This is a genomic window from Bacillus sp. CH_48, assembly GCF_038008465.1.
In the GTDB taxonomy this organism is placed as follows: Bacteria; Bacillota; Bacilli; order Bacillales; family Bacillaceae_G; genus Bacillus_A; species Bacillus_A thuringiensis_S.
Genome location: NZ_JBBOZF010000001.1, coordinates 5162106 through 5178172, shown reverse-complemented (window position 1 = coordinate 5178172; position 16067 = coordinate 5162106). Strand labels below are relative to the sequence as shown.

Below are 16067 nucleotides of genomic sequence, written 5' to 3'. Positions count from 1 at the left end.
GGGCTTTCGCTTTACTACTGAAAAAAAGTATAGGAAGTGGCACCTTTGAATTGGAATCAATTATGGAAGAAAGATATGTCCCTTTTAATTATATTAATGGTCGTTGTTCCTATTGCTGGGGAGCTGAACTTTCATCCCTTTAATGATACGTTTCGAGTTAGCTTCGGTACACCGCTATTTTTCTTTTTATTATTATTTTTAAGAAGAGTACCAGCAGGAGTTGCAGGTATTCTTGTTGGTATATCTGTAGTCTTATTCCGAGTATGTCTTGACTGGATCATGCAAGGTTCATTTCATATGACAGAATCATTTTATTTGCGTTATCCTGTGTTCTTCTATTATTTTATTTATGGCAGTCTTTTTTCGCTTTGCAGGGTAAATAAGTTCCATCAGAAACCAATCATTATTGGATGCCTTGGCATTTCAATTGAAATTGTTGCAAGTATGTCAGAACTTGCGTTCTATCACATGTTAGTACTCGGTACAACAATAACGATTTCTGAAGTAAATAAACTTATTATTATTGCTATTTTTCGTAGTTTCTTTGCACTTGGTTTTTTAAATATGATGAATTTATATGAAACGAAATTAAAAGAATCGCAAGTTCGAAAAGAAAATGAAAACATGTTAATGCATCTTTCTAATTTATATGTGGAATCTGTTCATTTGAAAAAGACATTACAAAATGCAGAGTTAATTACACAAGAAGCATATCAACTATATCGAAATTTACAAGCGAACGATGATCCCAATAGTAAAACAGCATTGAAAATAGCAGGAGAAGTGCACGAAATAAAAAAGGATAATCAAAGAATTTTTGCGGGATTATCTAAACTGTTATTAGATAAAAATGTAGCTGAGTATGTAGAAGGACATGAGCTTACAGAAATGATTGTAAGAATAAATGAAAAGTACGCTGGAATGCTAGAGAAAGATATACGTTTTTCTAAATATATAGAAGGTGAACACGCTGCATATCACGTGTATACAGTGCTATCAATCTTTAATAACTTAGTTGCCAATGCAGTGGAAGCAATTGAAGATAGAGGTCTCATTCATATTGATTTATATAAACGAGAGCAACATGTAATATTTGAAGTAATTGACGATGGCCCTGGTATTGCACAAAAGTATAAAAAATTAGTATTTAAGCCCGGGTTTACTTCCAAGTATGATCAAACAGGAACACCGTCAACAGGCATTGGACTTTCTTACATACATGAAATGGTAACAGAGCTAGGCGGAGAAGTAAGATTAGAAGACAATGAAACCGGAAAAGGGTGTAAGTTTATCGTTTGTTTACCGGAGTGCAGTTTAAAGCGGGAAGGGGAATAGATTTGTTTTATTATATCGTAGACGATGATGAAGTTTTCCGTTCAATGCTGTCGCAAATTATTGAAGATGGAGATCTTGGAGAAGTAATTGGTGAGGCGGATGACGGAGCTTTTATTGAAGCGGATCAACTAAATTTTAAAAAAATAGATATTTTATTTATTGATTTGTTGATGCCGATGAGGGACGGAATTGAAACAGTTCGTCACATTGCGTCAACTTTCACGGGGAAAATTATTATGATTTCTCAAGTGGAATCGAAGCAGCTTATAGGTGAGGCATATACATTTGGTGTAGAATATTATATTACAAAACCATTAAATAAAATCGAAGTTGTATCTGTTGTACGCAAAGTGATAGAGCGTATTAGATTGGAGCGTTCTATACATGATATTCAAAAATCATTGAATAACGTGTTTCAGTGGGAAAAACCGCAATTGCGTACTGAACCAGTACAAGAAGGAAAAAAGATAGGGGATTTAGGGCGATTTTTACTATCAGAACTCGGTATTGCGGGAGAGAATGGAAGTAAAGATTTACTTAGTATGCTGGAATATTTATATGGTCAAGAAAAGGCACAGACATTTGACTTTGGCTTTCCTGCGTTAAAAGAAATTTTTCATCATATTACGATAAGGAAATTAGGGGATATAGCTTTAGAGGCGGATATTGATAAAGAGAAAAAAGCGTCTGAACAAAGAGTACGTCGAGCTATTTATCAGTCGTTAAATCATTTGGCTTCTTTAGGACTAACAGACTTTTCAAATCCAAAATTTGAAAGCTATGCTCCAAAATTTTTCGATTTCACTGTAGTTAGAAAACGGATGACAGAAATGACGAAAGATGAACTTGCATCTTCTGGTCATACGCGAATTAATACAAAGAAGTTTATTCAAGTGTTGTATTTTGAGGCGAAGAGGTTGATGGAAATAGAGTGAAGAAGATGCTTATAAATAAGCATCTTTTTTGTTAAATCAACATTTTATATTTTCTCGTGGAGCATGTAAAATGTTAAGTAAGAGAAAATGGTTTTATATTAAGGAAGTGTCAAAGCGATGAGTTTCACATTGAATAAATCGATTATTAAAGAAGTGTGCGGAGAGACCTCATATAAAAGAGGTGAAGCCTATTATAAATCAAATAAAGTGATAATAAATCATTATGATAAAAATAAAGAAATTTGCGAGGCTACAGTAAAAGGGAACGAGGATTTCCATGTTACAGTAGAAAAAGCTAAAAAGGGTGATGTTGTTGCAAAATGTAGTTGTCCTTCATTATCGTCTTTTCAAACGTATTGTCAACATGTTGCAGCAGTATTAATACAAATAAACTATAATCAACAAACAGGTGGAATGAGCTCCACTAGTAACAGAAACGATCAATTGACAAGTGGTATGTTTCAGCTGTTTGCGGACAAACCACTGAGGCCAAAAAGTAAACAACACCGTTTTGATACACGCGAAATATTAGATGTTGAGTTTATATGTACACCAGTAGCTACGAGAAGTGGTGGAGCTCTACTTGGAATTCAATTGAAACTTGCCAAAGTGTATTTCATAAATCATATTAGAGAATTTCTTTCTAAGGTGGAGAAAAGAGAGTCTTTTCATTGTTCAAATGAATTTACATATACGCCAGATGTACATAGTTTTAAACAAGAAACGGATGCGATTATCCAGCAGCTCATTAAAATGTATCATAACGAAAAAATGTATGAGGATGCGCTAGAAGTACATGCGAAACAAGATGAAAGTATGATATTCATACCACCAGCTTCATGGAAAGATATGCTCTCTTCACTTTCTAAAGTTGAATATGTACAGCTGAAACAAAATGAACAACTGTTTCAGGGATTACAAGTTTCAAAAGGTTTGTTGCCGTTACACTTTGAATTTAAAAAGGGAAATAATGGCGGATTTACAATTCATATAGATGGTCTAAATCGTGTACGAGTTATGGATATGTATAACAATGCACTTTACGATGGGAAATTATATCACTTACACATTGAAGATTGTATGCGACTTATTGAATTACAAAAGATGATAAGTCGCTCAAATAGTAATCAGTTTTATATTCCAGAAAGTAAGATGGAACATTTCGTCGGGAAAGTTGTACCAGGATTAATGAAGCTCGGAACTGTACACATTGATGAAGTAATATCGGATCGTGTTGAAACACCTTCGCTAAAAGCGAAATTGTATTTAGACCGCGTGAAAAATCGCTTATTAGCAGGTCTTGAATTTCACTATGGGAACGTCATGATTAATCCGCTAGAAGAGGATGGACAGCCGTCTGTTTTTAATCGTGATGAGAAAAAGGAAAAAGAGATTTTAGACATTATGAGTGAAAGTGCCTTTGCAAAAACAGAAGGCGGTTACTTTATGCATAATGAAGAAGCTGAGTATAACTTTTTATATCACGTCGTGCCAACATTAAAAGGTTTAGTTGATATTTATGCGACGACAGCAATTAAATTGCGAATTAGTAAAGGGGATGTAGTTCCTCTTATTAGAGTGAGAAGAAAAGAAAGAATTGATTGGTTGTCATTTCGTTTTGATATAAAAGGAATACCAGAAGCAGAAATTAAAGGTGTATTAGCGGCCCTTGAAGAGAAACGTAAATATTATCGATTGGCGAACGGTTCTTTTTTATCGCTAGAGAGTAAAGAGTTTAATGAAATTAATCAGTTTATAAAAGAATCAGGTATTCGGAAAGAATTTTTACATGGAGAAGAGGTAAATGTTCCGCTTATTCGGAGTGTAAAATGGATGAATGGACTTCATGAAGGCAATGTTTTAAGTGTGGATGATTCTGTTCAAGAGTTAGTAGAAAACATTCAAAATCCGAAAAAATTAAAGTTTGCTGTGCCAAATACTTTAAATGCAGAAATGAGAAAGTATCAAGTATATGGGTTCGAATGGATGAAAACACTTGCTTATTACCGTTTTGGCGGTATTTTGGCAGATGATATGGGACTTGGAAAAACGTTGCAAAGCATTGCTTTTATAGATTCTGTTTTGCCTGAGATTCGAGAAAAGAAGCTGCCTATATTAGTCGTTTCACCATCATCTCTTGTTTATAATTGGTTTAGTGAATTGAAAAAATTCGCCCCGCATATTAGAGCGGTTATTGCAGATGGAAACCAAGCAGAGCGCCGGAAGATTTTGAAAGATATAGCGGAATTTGATGTCATAATTACGTCATATCCATTACTGAGAAGAGATATAAGATTATATGCAAGACCATTTCATACACTATTTCTTGATGAAGCACAGGCGTTTAAAAACCCTACAACACAAACGGCAAGAGCTGTGAAAACAATTCAAGCTGAATACCGTTTCGGACTAACGGGGACACCTGTAGAAAATTCATTAGAAGAGCTATGGTCTATCTTCCATGTCGTTTTCCCGGAATTATTACCAGGAAGAAAAGAGTTCGGTGATTTAAGGCGTGAAGATATAGCGAAGCGAGTGAAACCATTCGTATTAAGACGGTTAAAAGGGGACGTATTAAATGAGTTGCCAGAGAAAATAGAGCACTTACAATCATCGGAGTTATTACCCGATCAAAAGAGTCTCTATGCTGCTTATTTAGCGAAGTTAAGGGAAGAAACGTTGAAGCATTTAGACAAAGACACGTTACGTAAAAATAAAATTAGAATTTTAGCTGGTTTAACGAGATTGCGACAAATTTGTTGTCATCCCGCTTTATTTGTTGATGATTACAAAGGAAGTTCAGCTAAATTTGAACAACTGTTAGAGATTCTAGAGGAATGTAGAAGTACAGGGAAGAGAATATTAATTTTTTCTCAATTTACGAAGATGCTTTCTATTATTGGTCGTGAGTTAAATCGACAAGCAATTCCATACTTTTATTTAGACGGGAGTACACCAGCGCAGGAACGTGTAGAGCTGTGCGATCGGTTTAACGAAGGAGAAGAAGATCTCTTTCTCATTTCTTTAAAAGCTGGTGGTACCGGACTTAATTTAACTGGTGCAGATACAGTAATATTATATGATTTATGGTGGAATCCAGCTGTTGAACAACAAGCGGCCGATAGAGCGTATCGAATGGGACAAAAAAATACAGTGCAAGTTATAAAGCTAGTAGCTCAGGGAACAATTGAGGAGAAAATGCATGAACTGCAAGAAAGTAAGAAAAATTTAATCGCTGAAGTGATTGAGCCGGGAGAAGAGAAATTGTCCTCAATCACAGAGGAAGAAATTCGAGATATTTTAATGATTTAATATAAAAAAGCTATGCCTTCAAATTTATGAGGGGCATAGCTTTTTTGTTGTAATAATTATATTTTGTTTTTTACAAAGTAAAGAAATCAAATGTTATTTAAATTACTTCTTTGTACCTTTACTTTTGTATGGTTTGGCAGCTGCCTTTTTCTTTGCACTTGATTGCCAACGGTTCCATCCTTTACTTCCTGTACCTTGTCCTACACCTTTTTTCGGTTTTGCTTTCGTTTTACTCATATGATCACTCCGTTATATAAAAATCTTATTTGATAATAGTCAATGATTTAGAAAATACTCTTTATAAATGACTATGATTACTTTAAGTAAAAATAAACTGCTTGAATGCTATAGTATATCATGAAATTGCAAGTAAACTGAAAGGAATTATAAAGAAAATGAAAATAATAAGAAATACTGCGGATTCGATATTCCGAACGATCACATTAATTGTTGTGTATACGTTAGTTTCGATCAGTGAAACATTTTTTGGATTGACGAGGCAGAAAAAGTAAAGATGTTAAATTAACAACAATCAATAAAGCCGTAAAATAAAGAATTGAAAAACATTTTAAAACTTTTTGTTGACTTTCTTTATTTTTTGTATAGAATAATCATTAATAAAATGTTTCAGAGATGTGACAACAAAACGACTATGAAAGGACGAGTAGTAGTAGGACGTAGTTTAAGCGAGTCAGGGGTGGTGTGAGCCTGATACGAAGCCTATTATGAAGAACCTCCTGGAGTTGCTAACCGAAATCCTTTATAGGAAAGTAGACTTAGCCGGGAACTTCGCCGTTACAAGAAGAACAGTATCGAGATATTTCATCTCCGTACTGTATAAGTGAGCAACCTCTGTTGCTAATTTGGGTGGTACCGCGGAACCAAAGCCTTTCGTCCCAGTTTTTTGGGAAAGAAGGGCTTTTTTTGTTGGCTTCTTTTCACAACATCCAAACATTTTAGGAGGAAACCACCATGTATCAATCATTAATGACAGTAAGAGAGACTCAAATCGCAATTAAGGAAGTTAAAACATTTTTCGAGGACCAATTAGCAAAACGCCTTGAACTATTCCGCGTATCTGCACCATTATTCGTAACGAAAAAATCAGGATTAAACGATCACCTGAACGGTGTAGAACGCCCAATTGAATTTGATATGTTACATTCAGGAGAAGAATTAGAAATTGTTCATTCACTAGCGAAATGGAAACGATTTGCATTACATGAATACGGATACGAAGCTGGTGAAGGTTTATATACAAACATGAACGCGATTCGTCGTGATGAAGAACTTGATGCAACGCATTCCATTTACGTTGACCAATGGGATTGGGAAAAAATCGTTCAAAAAGAATGGCGTACTGTCGATTACTTACAAAAAACAGTACAAACAATTTATGGAATATTCAAAGATTTAGAAGATCACTTATTTGAAAAATATCCGTTCCTTGGAAAGTATTTACCAGAAGAGATTGTTTTCATTACTTCTCAAGAACTAGAAGATAAATATCCAGAATTAACACCGAAAGATCGTGAACACGCAATTGCGAAAGAACACGGTGCAGTCTTTATTATTGGAATTGGTGATGCACTTCGTTCAGGTGAAAAGCATGATGGACGCGCGGCTGATTATGACGATTGGAAATTAAACGGTGATATTTTATTCTGGCACCCAGTACTACAATCTTCATTTGAATTATCATCAATGGGAATTCGTGTTGATAGTAAATCACTTGGTGAGCAGTTAACGAAAACTGGTGAAGACTTCAAACGTGAGTATGATTTCCATAAAGGTATATTAGAAGACGTACTACCATTAACAATCGGCGGTGGCATTGGACAATCAAGAATGTGCATGTACTTCTTACGTAAAGCACATATCGGTGAAGTTCAATCTTCTGTATGGCCTGACGATTTACGTGCAGCTTGTAAAAAAGAAAACATTCATCTGTTTTAATAGAAGTGAGGGAATAGCTTAAATATAGAGCTATTCCTTCTTTTTTATAAAACGTCACTTGCTTATTTATTACCGAGTTCTTCCGCTAAACCGATTAAAATTCCTTCGACTCCACGAATGTAGCAGAGACGATACGAGTTCTCGTATTGAACTACTTCGCCAACGAGTTCTGCACCATGCTTAGTGAGTCTGGATACCATTTCGTCAATGTCTTCAACGGTGAACATGACGCGTAGATAACCGAGGGCGTTTACAGGAGTATTTCGGTGATCTGATACAGTAGGTGGGGTGAGAAATCGCGAAAGTTCAATTCGGCTGTGGCCATCTGGAGTGACCATCATAGCAATCTCTACGCACTGAGAGCCGAGTCCAGTTACGCGACCAGCCCATTCACCTTCGACAGTGGCTCGCCCTTCGAGGTTCAAGCCAATCTCCTCGAAGAAAGAGATTGCGTTATCAAGGGATTCTACAACGATGCTGACATTGTCCATTCGTAGTAATTTGTTTTTTGCCATAGTCTTATCTCCTTATGTATAAAAGTTTATTATTTAATCATCCTCATAATTATACTACTAAGTAGTTACAAATTCCTTTCAGTCAAAAACACCTTGTCATAGTATATGAAAAGGTGACAAGGTGTTTTTTTATATGTCATATAGCATCTTGTTAACGAACAGCATTTTATTTAATAGGAAGGAAGTAGATTAATATGATTTTTTTATAAGCGTTACTGAAAATATCAAATTAGCTCATTTGCACTAAAGGCTCAATTTTCGCCATAAATGATTGATGCAACGCCTCAACACCTGTTACTAAATGAAGGCGGTCAATAACGACAGACACTTTAATTTCTGATGTACTTACCATTTTGATATGAATATTTTCTTCTTTTAAAGTAGTGAACATATTTGCAGCGACACCAGGGTTAGATACCATGCCAGATCCTACGATTGATACTTTTGCTAAGTGATTTTCATGTTCTACAGATTCGTAGTGAAGAGTTTCTTGATTTTGTTCCAAAACTTTTAAAGTTTCTCTTAAATCATTCGAGTGAATGGAGAAGGAGAGATGTACAGTTCCTTCATTTGTAATACTTTGAATGATGATATCTACATTAATGTGTGCTGCTGCTAATGTAGAGAAAACTGTTGAAAGCGAGCCTTGTTCTAGTCCTTTAATTGTGACACGTGTAATGTTATCCTCAAATGCAATACCTTTAACGATTGATTGTTGTTCCATGTTACATTCTCCTTTTACAATTGTTCCGTTTTCTTGTTCCATACTTGAGCGAACTTCTAAAACTACGTTATGATTTTTAGCAAACTCAACAGCGCGCGGGTGTAATACGCCAGCACCGAGATTAGCAAGCTCTAACATTTCGTCATAAGAAATTTCATCTAATTTGTAAGCATCTTTTACAACTCGTGGGTCCGTCGTATATACGCCTGTCACATCCGTATAAATATCACATTTTTTTGCTTTAAGTGCAGCGGCTAGTGCGACAGCAGTCGTATCAGAACCACCACGGCCAAGCGTTGTAATTTCATTTTCTACACTTATACCTTGGAAACCAGCTACGATAACAATCGTGCCTTCAGCAAGATAAGATTGAATACGATCTGTATGAATGTCAGTAATCCGTGCACTACTATGTACAGATTCTGTCGTAATACCTGCTTGCCACCCTGTTAATGAAATTGCATGATAGCCTTTTGCTTGCAGTGCCATTGTTAATAATGAAATAGTTACTTGTTCTCCTGTAGATAGAAGCATATCCATTTCACGTTTACTTGGATTTTCTGTGATAGCGTTAGCGAGTGCGACAAGTTCATCTGTGCTTTTTCCCATTGCTGAAACGACAGAGACAATGCTATGACCTCGTTCATATTCTTCAATAATTAAATTTGCTACATGTTGAATGCGTTCGACGCTTCCGACAGAAGTGCCACCAAATTTTTGAACAATTGTTTCCATTACAAATTCCTTCTTTCGTCTATTTTTAAGAATAGATTAGGAAATATATAAATCCCAATACTCCTGTAGTTACCAGAAAGACAAACAAAAAACACCATCTCAAATAAGTGAGGATGGTGCTGTTACAGGAAAAGGGAAACAGAAAACGGAGCTAATAAAAAAACCGCCAAAAAAGGAATATCATAAAAAAATGATATCTCTTTTTTGTAGATAGCTCTTCATATGTACACGTCTGTACATATGACAGTTCTGTTTCTATTCGAAAACAGCCCCAATTGATAAATGCAGAGAAATTTATCAATTTCGGCAATACTTCCTTTCATCTAAGTTCATAGACATCTCTGTGTCTCCATTAGAATACTCATAAGTATCGCAACCTCTATCTCACGTTTTAGGCGAGAGTGTTTGATTTATGAAGTTGTTGGTAACATTTGTTTTATAATAATTTAAATTTTTCGTGGAATCAAGTGTTTTATATATATTTTAAAAATTCTTTCTTTTTTATGAGGAAGTTTGTGAAAAATGTAGCAAAATAAATTCATTGCATGTACATTAAACTTATAGTGCATAGGAGGTGGGGAGAATGAAAAGGAAACAGCCTATTTATGTTGCGACAAAAATGAACACGACGATGGAAAAATTATGGGAATATACGCAAGAACCAGATATACATACAGAGTGGGATGCTCGCTTTACTGAAATTTCGTATTTAGAGAAAAAAGAAGGAGAACCACAGAAGTTTTTGTATAAAACAAAGATTGGATTTGGGCTTGAAATAGCTGGAGAAGGGGAATCAATAGGTGAAATAAGAAAAGAAACTGGTGAAAGAATTTCCTCTTTAAAATTTTGGACGGATAATACATTATCTCTTATTCAAATAGGACGTGGTTATTGGAAGTATACGCCGAATAAAGAATACATCCATTTTGAGACACAATATGATTATGATACAAGATTTGGTCGTATAGGAAATGTAATAGATTCCTATATTTTTCGTCCGTTATTAGGTTGGGCGACCGCTTGGAGTTTTGATGCCTTAAAATTATGGTTAGAAAAGGGGCTTCATCCTAGGTTACTAATTAGAAGAACAATGACGTATTGGCTCGTATGTTCTTTATTTGCTTTTGTATGGATATATCAAGGGATAGTGCCGAAACTACTGTTTACTCATTCAGAAGAAGTAAAGATGCTTTCTGTATTAATCGGTTCAAATGAAAATAGTGTATATATACTTAAAATAATTGGGGTGTTAGAAATAATTTTCGGTGTCGTATGGCTGTTGCCACTAACAAAACGAAAATTATTTATACTGCATATTATTGTGTTATTGGTTTTAACGATAGCGGCAGGATTTACGAATATCGCAAGTTTTACAGGTCCGTTTAATCCGATTACATTAAATATTCTTCTAATGGGGTTATCAATTATCGGTTATATAAATAGTTTCGATTTACCAAGCGCGAAAAATTGCAAGAGGACGAGAAAGGGATAAGTGTATGGCTAATATGTATGAACGATTATTAGGGGATATCTATAAAAATCTTCATCCTGAATTGCAGAAGCGTTATGCGATTACAGAAGAAAATAGTTTTACAGGGGAAGGAAAGATGGATGAAATTTACGGTGGTTCTTTTTTCGTAAAATTCATATTAAAAATTGCATCGAAGTTTCGAATATTTTTCTCGGAACGAGGAGAGGAAATTCCATTTACGATACAAAACATAGCTGAGCGAGATGAATATGGACAAGAATTAGTAAGGTGGAACCGTACTTTTTATTTTCATAATAAGAAAAGATATTTTAACGCAGTTATGCAATTGGATGAAAACGAAAATGAAATTGTAGATTATTTTGGCGAACCACATTTACTCGTTTCTACACTACATTTTCATATCGATGAGTTAGGGGCAATGCATATTACTTCAAAGAAACAATGGTTTTATATGTTTGGAAGAAAAATTCCGTTGCCAAAATTCTTGTATGGTGAAGCAAAAATTGTTGAAAGTTATGATGCAACACTACAGTGTTTTCGAATTCATGTACAAGTACGAAACCCGTTAATTGGCTCGCTTTTTTCATATAAGGGAACATTTGTGGAAAGGAAATAAACGATATGAAAAATATAATATTTGGGCTTGCTGGTTATGTTGTTTTTCTATTATGTGAGCGGTCGAATATAAATCCTGTTGAAGCAATTATATTATTATCTGTTTTATTATTTATACCAATGTCACTTTGTATTATTGATAAAAGAAAAAGAGATGGCTCGTATTTATTATTTTATAAATTCGTATCGTTTTTATATCCAATTGCAGCAATTTGTGCAATGCTAGCTTTCGTCACAAATCACTATGTATTTGCGCTAGTTTGGTTTGTATATACAGGAATTGTTGCGTTATTTGGTGTAAGTAGATTGCTAGAAAGAGGATGGAAGCCGTTAGAAGAGACCGCCATAGATAGTGCGTTTATTTATTTGTTTTTAGGTGGTTTTTGGTTTTTTGCTTCAGTAGCAAAACTTTCAATTATGCAGTTTAGCTCTGACATTGTTTTACTCACAGCTGCACATTTTCATTATTCGGCGTTTCTATTGCCATTATCAGCTGGTTTAATAGGGAGAAAAAGAGAAAAGAGAAGTAAAGTATATGATGTTATTATGTTTATCATCATGATTTCACCTATGACAGTCGCAATAGGAATTACATACTCGAGAATATTTGAATTTTTTGCAGTGTTTCTATATTTATGTGCGATTTATGGGTATGGATTTTACGTTTGGAGAGCAAAATTTAATGCTATCAGTGCAAAGATTCTTCTAATCGTTTCGTCTAGTACACTCATGGTTACAATTATGTTCTCACTTATATACTCATACGGGAATTTGAAGCATGTAATGACGATTACAATTGCTCAAATGGTTTGGATTCACGGTGTTGTCAACGGAATTGGAGTAGCGTTACCGGCATTTGTCGGCTGGATGATCGAAAAGAGTGTTCCGAATTATAAATACTATGGGAAACCAATGAGTAAATTAAGAGGAAGTGTGGCAATTGGTGAGGCTTTTTTATATAGCGGCAACTTAGTAGGCAGTAAGGAATACAACGGTTTAGTTGATAAAGTAAATGACTTTCATAGTGAGTCATTTGACGTGACGAAGGTACCTTTAAGTATTATTCGTTTTTATGAAAATACAACAGAGTATGAGTTGCAATCAAATATTAAATGGGCTCGTTGGTTCCGCCCATTTGCATTTTGTTATGAGAAAATGAGCAAGCGTGTAGGACAAATACATTTAGGAATGGGCGACAAGTGGGAACCGATGCATGGCTCTATCATTGGTGTAATGGATGAGAAAGATGGAAGAGAGAATGTAAGGGCTTGGCTAAGGAAAAATGAAGCAGGTGAATCTATTTTTGTAGCTCTTTATTCAAAGCATACAAATAAGAATGAGACATATATGAATATCGCCTTACCTTTACCTTATTCGAATATGACTGGTATTTTGAAAATATATAATGATAGTCATGATTTAATCATTACTAGTAAGTTAAGAGAAAATGGTCAGGGAGATGAGGGTATTTATTTACATACTCGGTTCTTAACAATCCGTTTACCGTTAGCAGAGACTTTCGTCATTACAGAGGATAAGGATAAAATGTTAACAGCTCATCATAGCATGTGGATATTTGGACTTAAATTTTTACATATTCATTATAAGATTGAAAAAATTACTTAGAAGTAAGAAAGGCTTGGACAGGTTTCCAAGCTTTTTTTATGTATGGGTAATTGTCATAGAAATTTGTTTATTTAGCTCATTATCCCAAACACGTTGAATTTCAAAAGTGCCTGTTTCAAAAAATAATGGGAATCTCTCTTTAAACCAATCTTGCATAGGAAGATGTAGTGCTGTATCGATTGGTATCCATAATAATTCGCCCTCAGGAGGGTTTAAAAGAAGTTCACCTTCAAATGAGTCTGTCCAGTAGTTAAATACCATGTACCGAACATTACCTTTCGGATTTACATATTCATCTAATCCTTTAAAAGTTAAATTCGAAACAAGTAATCCAGTTTCCTCTTTTACTTCTCTTATAGCGGCTTGAACGATACTTTCGGGGAAATCTACTTTGCCGCCAGGAGCGATGTAGCCAGGGAAACCTCGATGGTTGGGGCGTTTTATGAGTAAAACTTCATTGTTACGTTGGATCATACACATTGTATAGATCTGGTGTTCGATGTTATGTGAATTTAGAGGCATAATGATGTATTCTCCTTTATATTTTTTTGATAATTTTACCATAACATAATTGTTTCTTATATAATTATAAATTGAATATTATAAATTTTAAGTTATAAATTATAAATTCTATAGTCATTCGAAAAGAGGGAAGAGACATGCAAGGAGAAATACAAAAGGAGAAAAGTTTAGGTTATGTTGGTAAATTATTATTACCGGTTAAAGTATCACCACACTTTAAATTTTTATGGATTGGACAATTACTCTCGGCCTTAGGTAGTTCGATAACTATGGTCATACTCCCAGTTGTTGTGTATTCATTAATTGGCTCAACAGTTGTGATGGGAATGACAATGGCAATGTCCATGCTACCTAATATTCTCGCTTTACCGTTTGCAGGTTTAATTGTAGACCGAATTGATCGGGTTAAATTAATGTTATTTACGGATATACTCCGCTGTATATTAATGCTATTACTTGCATCGCTTATATTTATGGATTTATTAACAATTACAGTTTTATACATTCTCGTTGCCTTATACGGACTTATGGAAGGGATATTCCAACCAGCATATTCTGCTGTAAGGGCGAAAGTATTCGTTCCTGAAATTCGTAATGCAGCTAACGCACTCACTCAAATGAGTAATCAAGGTATACGATTAATTGGACCAGCACTTGGTGGGTTAATCGTATCGGTTGCGTCTGCAGGGATAGGTTTCGGACTAGATGCAGTAACGTACTTATTATCATTTTTATGTTTATTATTTTTAAAAGAAATTAAGTTTGAAAAAGTAAAACCCATTGAAAAGAGTAAGCTTAATTACAAACAAGAGTTTATGGAAGGTGTATTAGTTTTAAAAAGTCATCCGTGGCTGTGGATTACAATTTTAGTTTTTTCTTTTATAAATATTTGTTATGCCGGCATTATCGTCGTATTAATTCCGTGGTTATTTAATGTTCATCATCATTTTGAAGCTTACGTGTATGGACTTGGCATGGCCTTTTCTGGTGGTGGGGCTGTAATTGCTGCATTAATATTTGGTGGGAAAGAGCGGTGGCATAAGAGAGGATTACTGGCTTATGGAGGTGTTTTAATGAGTGGTATTGCTTTATTAATTATGCCATTCATTTCTTGGGCACCCGCTTTAATATTCTTAATGGCAATTGAAGGATTTGGCATGATGATATTTGGACTCATTTGGGAAACGAGTTTACAGGAACTTGTACCAGAAGAAGCATTCGGAAGAGTGGCAAGTCTTGATATGTTGGGTTCTTTTGCTTTATTGCCATTAGGGTATGTAGTTGTAGGCTGGTTAGCTACTGTCATAGGTGGCGAGATAACTATTATAACACTAGCTAGTTTAGTAATTTTAACAATTGGAATAGCATTGTCTGTACCGAGTATTCGTCGATTTAATTGATTATATGGGAAAAGAGGGCTAGACCTATATAGAAAATAACCTAGCATATAATCAACCAGTATTAATAAAACAACTTTGTAATGAAAAGCCTTCCATACATATTTGGCGCAAAAAATTAGTATCGAAGCAACAAAATTAGAAATCACAAAAAAAGTGACGGAAGCGATACAAGCAGGTTTCAAAAAAGAAGAATAAGCCCTAAAGAAATTAGGACTTATTCTTCATTAAATACAAATGTTTGTTTCATTTTTTTACCTTCATTTACCGGATGGCCGTTATAAGAGAAATTCTTTTCTTCCCAAGTGATCACAACTTTAAAATTATGACTATTAAAGTCTAATGGGAATACCATGTACTCAAAGCTTGTATGACTTTTAGAAATATTTTCATTAGGTGTAGTAGGTTTAAAGGTAGCCTTAGAGGTAGGATTGTTATCAAGTATTTCCACAGATACGTTTGATACATCATGACCGATGTTTTTTACGAGTAAACTATACGTATCAAATACACCTTGCTTTGGCTGGATTGCTTGCTTGTTTGAGTTATGAGATTTATCAATTTCGACATACCATTGTTTAGACTTTGACGCAATCGGTAGTGACTGAAATGTGTAAGCACTAGCTTGCATTGGTAGTGCTAAACATATAAGCGTAAAGAGAGTTAATATTTTTCGTTTCATTTTTTGAGAGCTCCCATTCTTTAATGGATTTACTTGTTATTATCTTCTTTTTACGAGTAAATATACCATATAATGTAAAGTGAGTATTGTGAGTAGTGAATCAATATCTTATTCACTACTCTTATAGCTGGCATAATTACGTATGTAGTAAGAAAGAATAAATTTGTTTTTTCTATACTTAGATTACTGCCCTTTTTAAAAGGGCTATTTTTACGTTTTAA

The 16067-nt window shown here is 34.7% G+C and carries 13 protein-coding genes, 1 riboswitch and 1 other annotated feature; of the genes, 8 read left to right on the top strand and 5 right to left on the bottom strand.

Annotation, left to right across the window (positions count from 1 at the left end):
* Window positions 1-36 precede the first annotated feature (36 nt).
* The 3 genes from N2V92_RS26045 (at window position 37) to N2V92_RS26035 (ending at window position 5582) form a co-directional block, all read left to right on the top strand.
* Window positions 37-1335: a sensor histidine kinase gene (locus N2V92_RS26045; protein ID WP_079997134.1), complete on the top strand. Its 1299-nt coding sequence runs from the start codon at window positions 37-39 to the stop codon at window positions 1333-1335.
* Window positions 1336-1337: 2 nt separating this feature from the next.
* Window positions 1338-2270 (top strand): response regulator, encoded by a 933-nt coding sequence (locus N2V92_RS26040; protein ID WP_000500296.1) that lies wholly within the window; start codon window positions 1338-1340, stop codon window positions 2268-2270.
* Window positions 2271-2387: 117 nt separating this feature from the next.
* The gene (locus tag N2V92_RS26035; RefSeq protein ID WP_016077883.1) at window positions 2388-5582 is read left to right on the top strand and encodes a DEAD/DEAH box helicase; all 3195 of its coding nucleotides are present in this window, start codon (window positions 2388-2390) and stop codon (window positions 5580-5582) included.
* A 102-nt stretch (window positions 5583-5684) separates the two neighbouring features.
* Here the strand turns inward: N2V92_RS26035 and N2V92_RS26030 are convergent, their stop codons facing one another.
* A complete protein-coding gene (locus N2V92_RS26030) occupies window positions 5685-5819 on the bottom strand; it encodes a DUF3934 domain-containing protein (protein ID WP_000047588.1) in 135 nt (44 codons plus the stop codon).
* Between the two features lie 406 nt (window positions 5820-6225).
* Window positions 6226-6484, top strand: a binding site (T-box leader).
* A 70-nt stretch (window positions 6485-6554) separates the two neighbouring features.
* On the opposite strand from N2V92_RS26030, the gene asnA reads away from it, so the two are divergent.
* Window positions 6555-7538, top strand: coding sequence for an aspartate--ammonia ligase (gene asnA / locus N2V92_RS26025; protein ID WP_016077882.1), 984 nt, complete (start codon window positions 6555-6557; stop codon window positions 7536-7538).
* A 62-nt stretch (window positions 7539-7600) separates the two neighbouring features.
* On the opposite strand, the gene N2V92_RS26020 is transcribed toward asnA, so the two are convergent.
* Together N2V92_RS26020 and N2V92_RS26015 are read right to left on the bottom strand one after the other, a co-directional pair.
* Entirely contained in the window at window positions 7601-8053 is a 453-nt protein-coding gene (locus N2V92_RS26020; RefSeq protein ID WP_001107268.1) for a VOC family protein, read from the bottom strand.
* A gap of 229 nt (window positions 8054-8282) precedes the next feature.
* Window positions 8283-9512, bottom strand: coding sequence for an aspartate kinase (locus tag N2V92_RS26015; protein WP_000448034.1), 1230 nt, complete (start codon window positions 9510-9512; stop codon window positions 8283-8285).
* Window positions 9513-9715: 203 nt separating this feature from the next.
* Window positions 9716-9902: riboswitch (Lysine riboswitch) on the bottom strand.
* A 193-nt stretch (window positions 9903-10095) separates the two neighbouring features.
* Here N2V92_RS26015 and N2V92_RS26010 point away from each other — a divergent pair.
* From N2V92_RS26010 to N2V92_RS26000, 3 genes are read left to right on the top strand one after another with little or no spacing between them, the layout of a single operon-like run.
* Entirely contained in the window at window positions 10096-11004 is a 909-nt protein-coding gene (locus N2V92_RS26010; RefSeq protein WP_016077881.1) for a DoxX-like family protein, read from the top strand.
* 4 nt (window positions 11005-11008) lie between these two features.
* Window positions 11009-11620: a DUF4166 domain-containing protein gene (locus N2V92_RS26005; protein ID WP_000002624.1), complete on the top strand. Its 612-nt coding sequence runs from the start codon at window positions 11009-11011 to the stop codon at window positions 11618-11620.
* A 5-nt stretch (window positions 11621-11625) separates the two neighbouring features.
* Window positions 11626-13245, top strand: coding sequence for a YndJ family protein (locus N2V92_RS26000; protein WP_016077880.1), 1620 nt, complete (start codon window positions 11626-11628; stop codon window positions 13243-13245).
* A 36-nt stretch (window positions 13246-13281) separates the two neighbouring features.
* On the opposite strand, the gene N2V92_RS25995 is transcribed toward N2V92_RS26000, so the two are convergent.
* Window positions 13282-13767: an 8-oxo-dGTP diphosphatase gene (locus N2V92_RS25995; protein WP_001130579.1), complete on the bottom strand. Its 486-nt coding sequence runs from the start codon at window positions 13765-13767 to the stop codon at window positions 13282-13284.
* A gap of 137 nt (window positions 13768-13904) precedes the next feature.
* Here N2V92_RS25995 and N2V92_RS25990 point away from each other — a divergent pair, with 137 nt between their 5' ends.
* Complete coding sequence (locus tag N2V92_RS25990) at window positions 13905-15167, top strand: MFS transporter (protein ID WP_016077879.1); 1263 nt, start codon at window positions 13905-13907, stop codon at window positions 15165-15167.
* Window positions 15168-15381: 214 nt separating this feature from the next.
* Here N2V92_RS25990 and N2V92_RS25985 read toward each other — a convergent pair whose 3' ends face one another.
* Entirely contained in the window at window positions 15382-15846 is a 465-nt protein-coding gene (locus N2V92_RS25985) for a hypothetical protein (RefSeq protein ID WP_000823338.1), read from the bottom strand.
* Between the last annotated feature and the right edge of the window lie 221 nt (window positions 15847-16067).

What these genes read in the sequence shown, in the direction of transcription:
- N2V92_RS26035 (WP_016077883.1), top strand. Translation starts at nt 2,388, where the DNA reads ATGAGTTTCACATTGAATAAATCGATTATTAAAGAAGTGTGCGGAGAG.
- N2V92_RS26030 (WP_000047588.1), bottom strand. Translation starts at nt 5,819, where the DNA reads ATGAGTAAAACGAAAGCAAAACCGAAAAAAGGTGTAGGACAAGGTACA.
- asnA (WP_016077882.1), top strand. Translation starts at nt 6,555, where the DNA reads ATGTATCAATCATTAATGACAGTAAGAGAGACTCAAATCGCAATTAAG.
- N2V92_RS26020 (WP_001107268.1), bottom strand. Translation starts at nt 8,053, where the DNA reads ATGGCAAAAAACAAATTACTACGAATGGACAATGTCAGCATCGTTGTA.
- N2V92_RS26015 (WP_000448034.1), bottom strand. Translation starts at nt 9,512, where the DNA reads ATGGAAACAATTGTTCAAAAATTTGGTGGCACTTCTGTCGGAAGCGTC.
- N2V92_RS26010 (WP_016077881.1), top strand. Translation starts at nt 10,096, where the DNA reads ATGAAAAGGAAACAGCCTATTTATGTTGCGACAAAAATGAACACGACG.
- N2V92_RS26005 (WP_000002624.1), top strand. Translation starts at nt 11,009, where the DNA reads ATGGCTAATATGTATGAACGATTATTAGGGGATATCTATAAAAATCTT.
- N2V92_RS26000 (WP_016077880.1), top strand. Translation starts at nt 11,626, where the DNA reads ATGAAAAATATAATATTTGGGCTTGCTGGTTATGTTGTTTTTCTATTA.
- N2V92_RS25995 (WP_001130579.1), bottom strand. Translation starts at nt 13,767, where the DNA reads ATGCCTCTAAATTCACATAACATCGAACACCAGATCTATACAATGTGT.
- N2V92_RS25990 (WP_016077879.1), top strand. Translation starts at nt 13,905, where the DNA reads ATGCAAGGAGAAATACAAAAGGAGAAAAGTTTAGGTTATGTTGGTAAA.
- N2V92_RS25985 (WP_000823338.1), bottom strand. Translation starts at nt 15,846, where the DNA reads ATGAAACGAAAAATATTAACTCTCTTTACGCTTATATGTTTAGCACTA.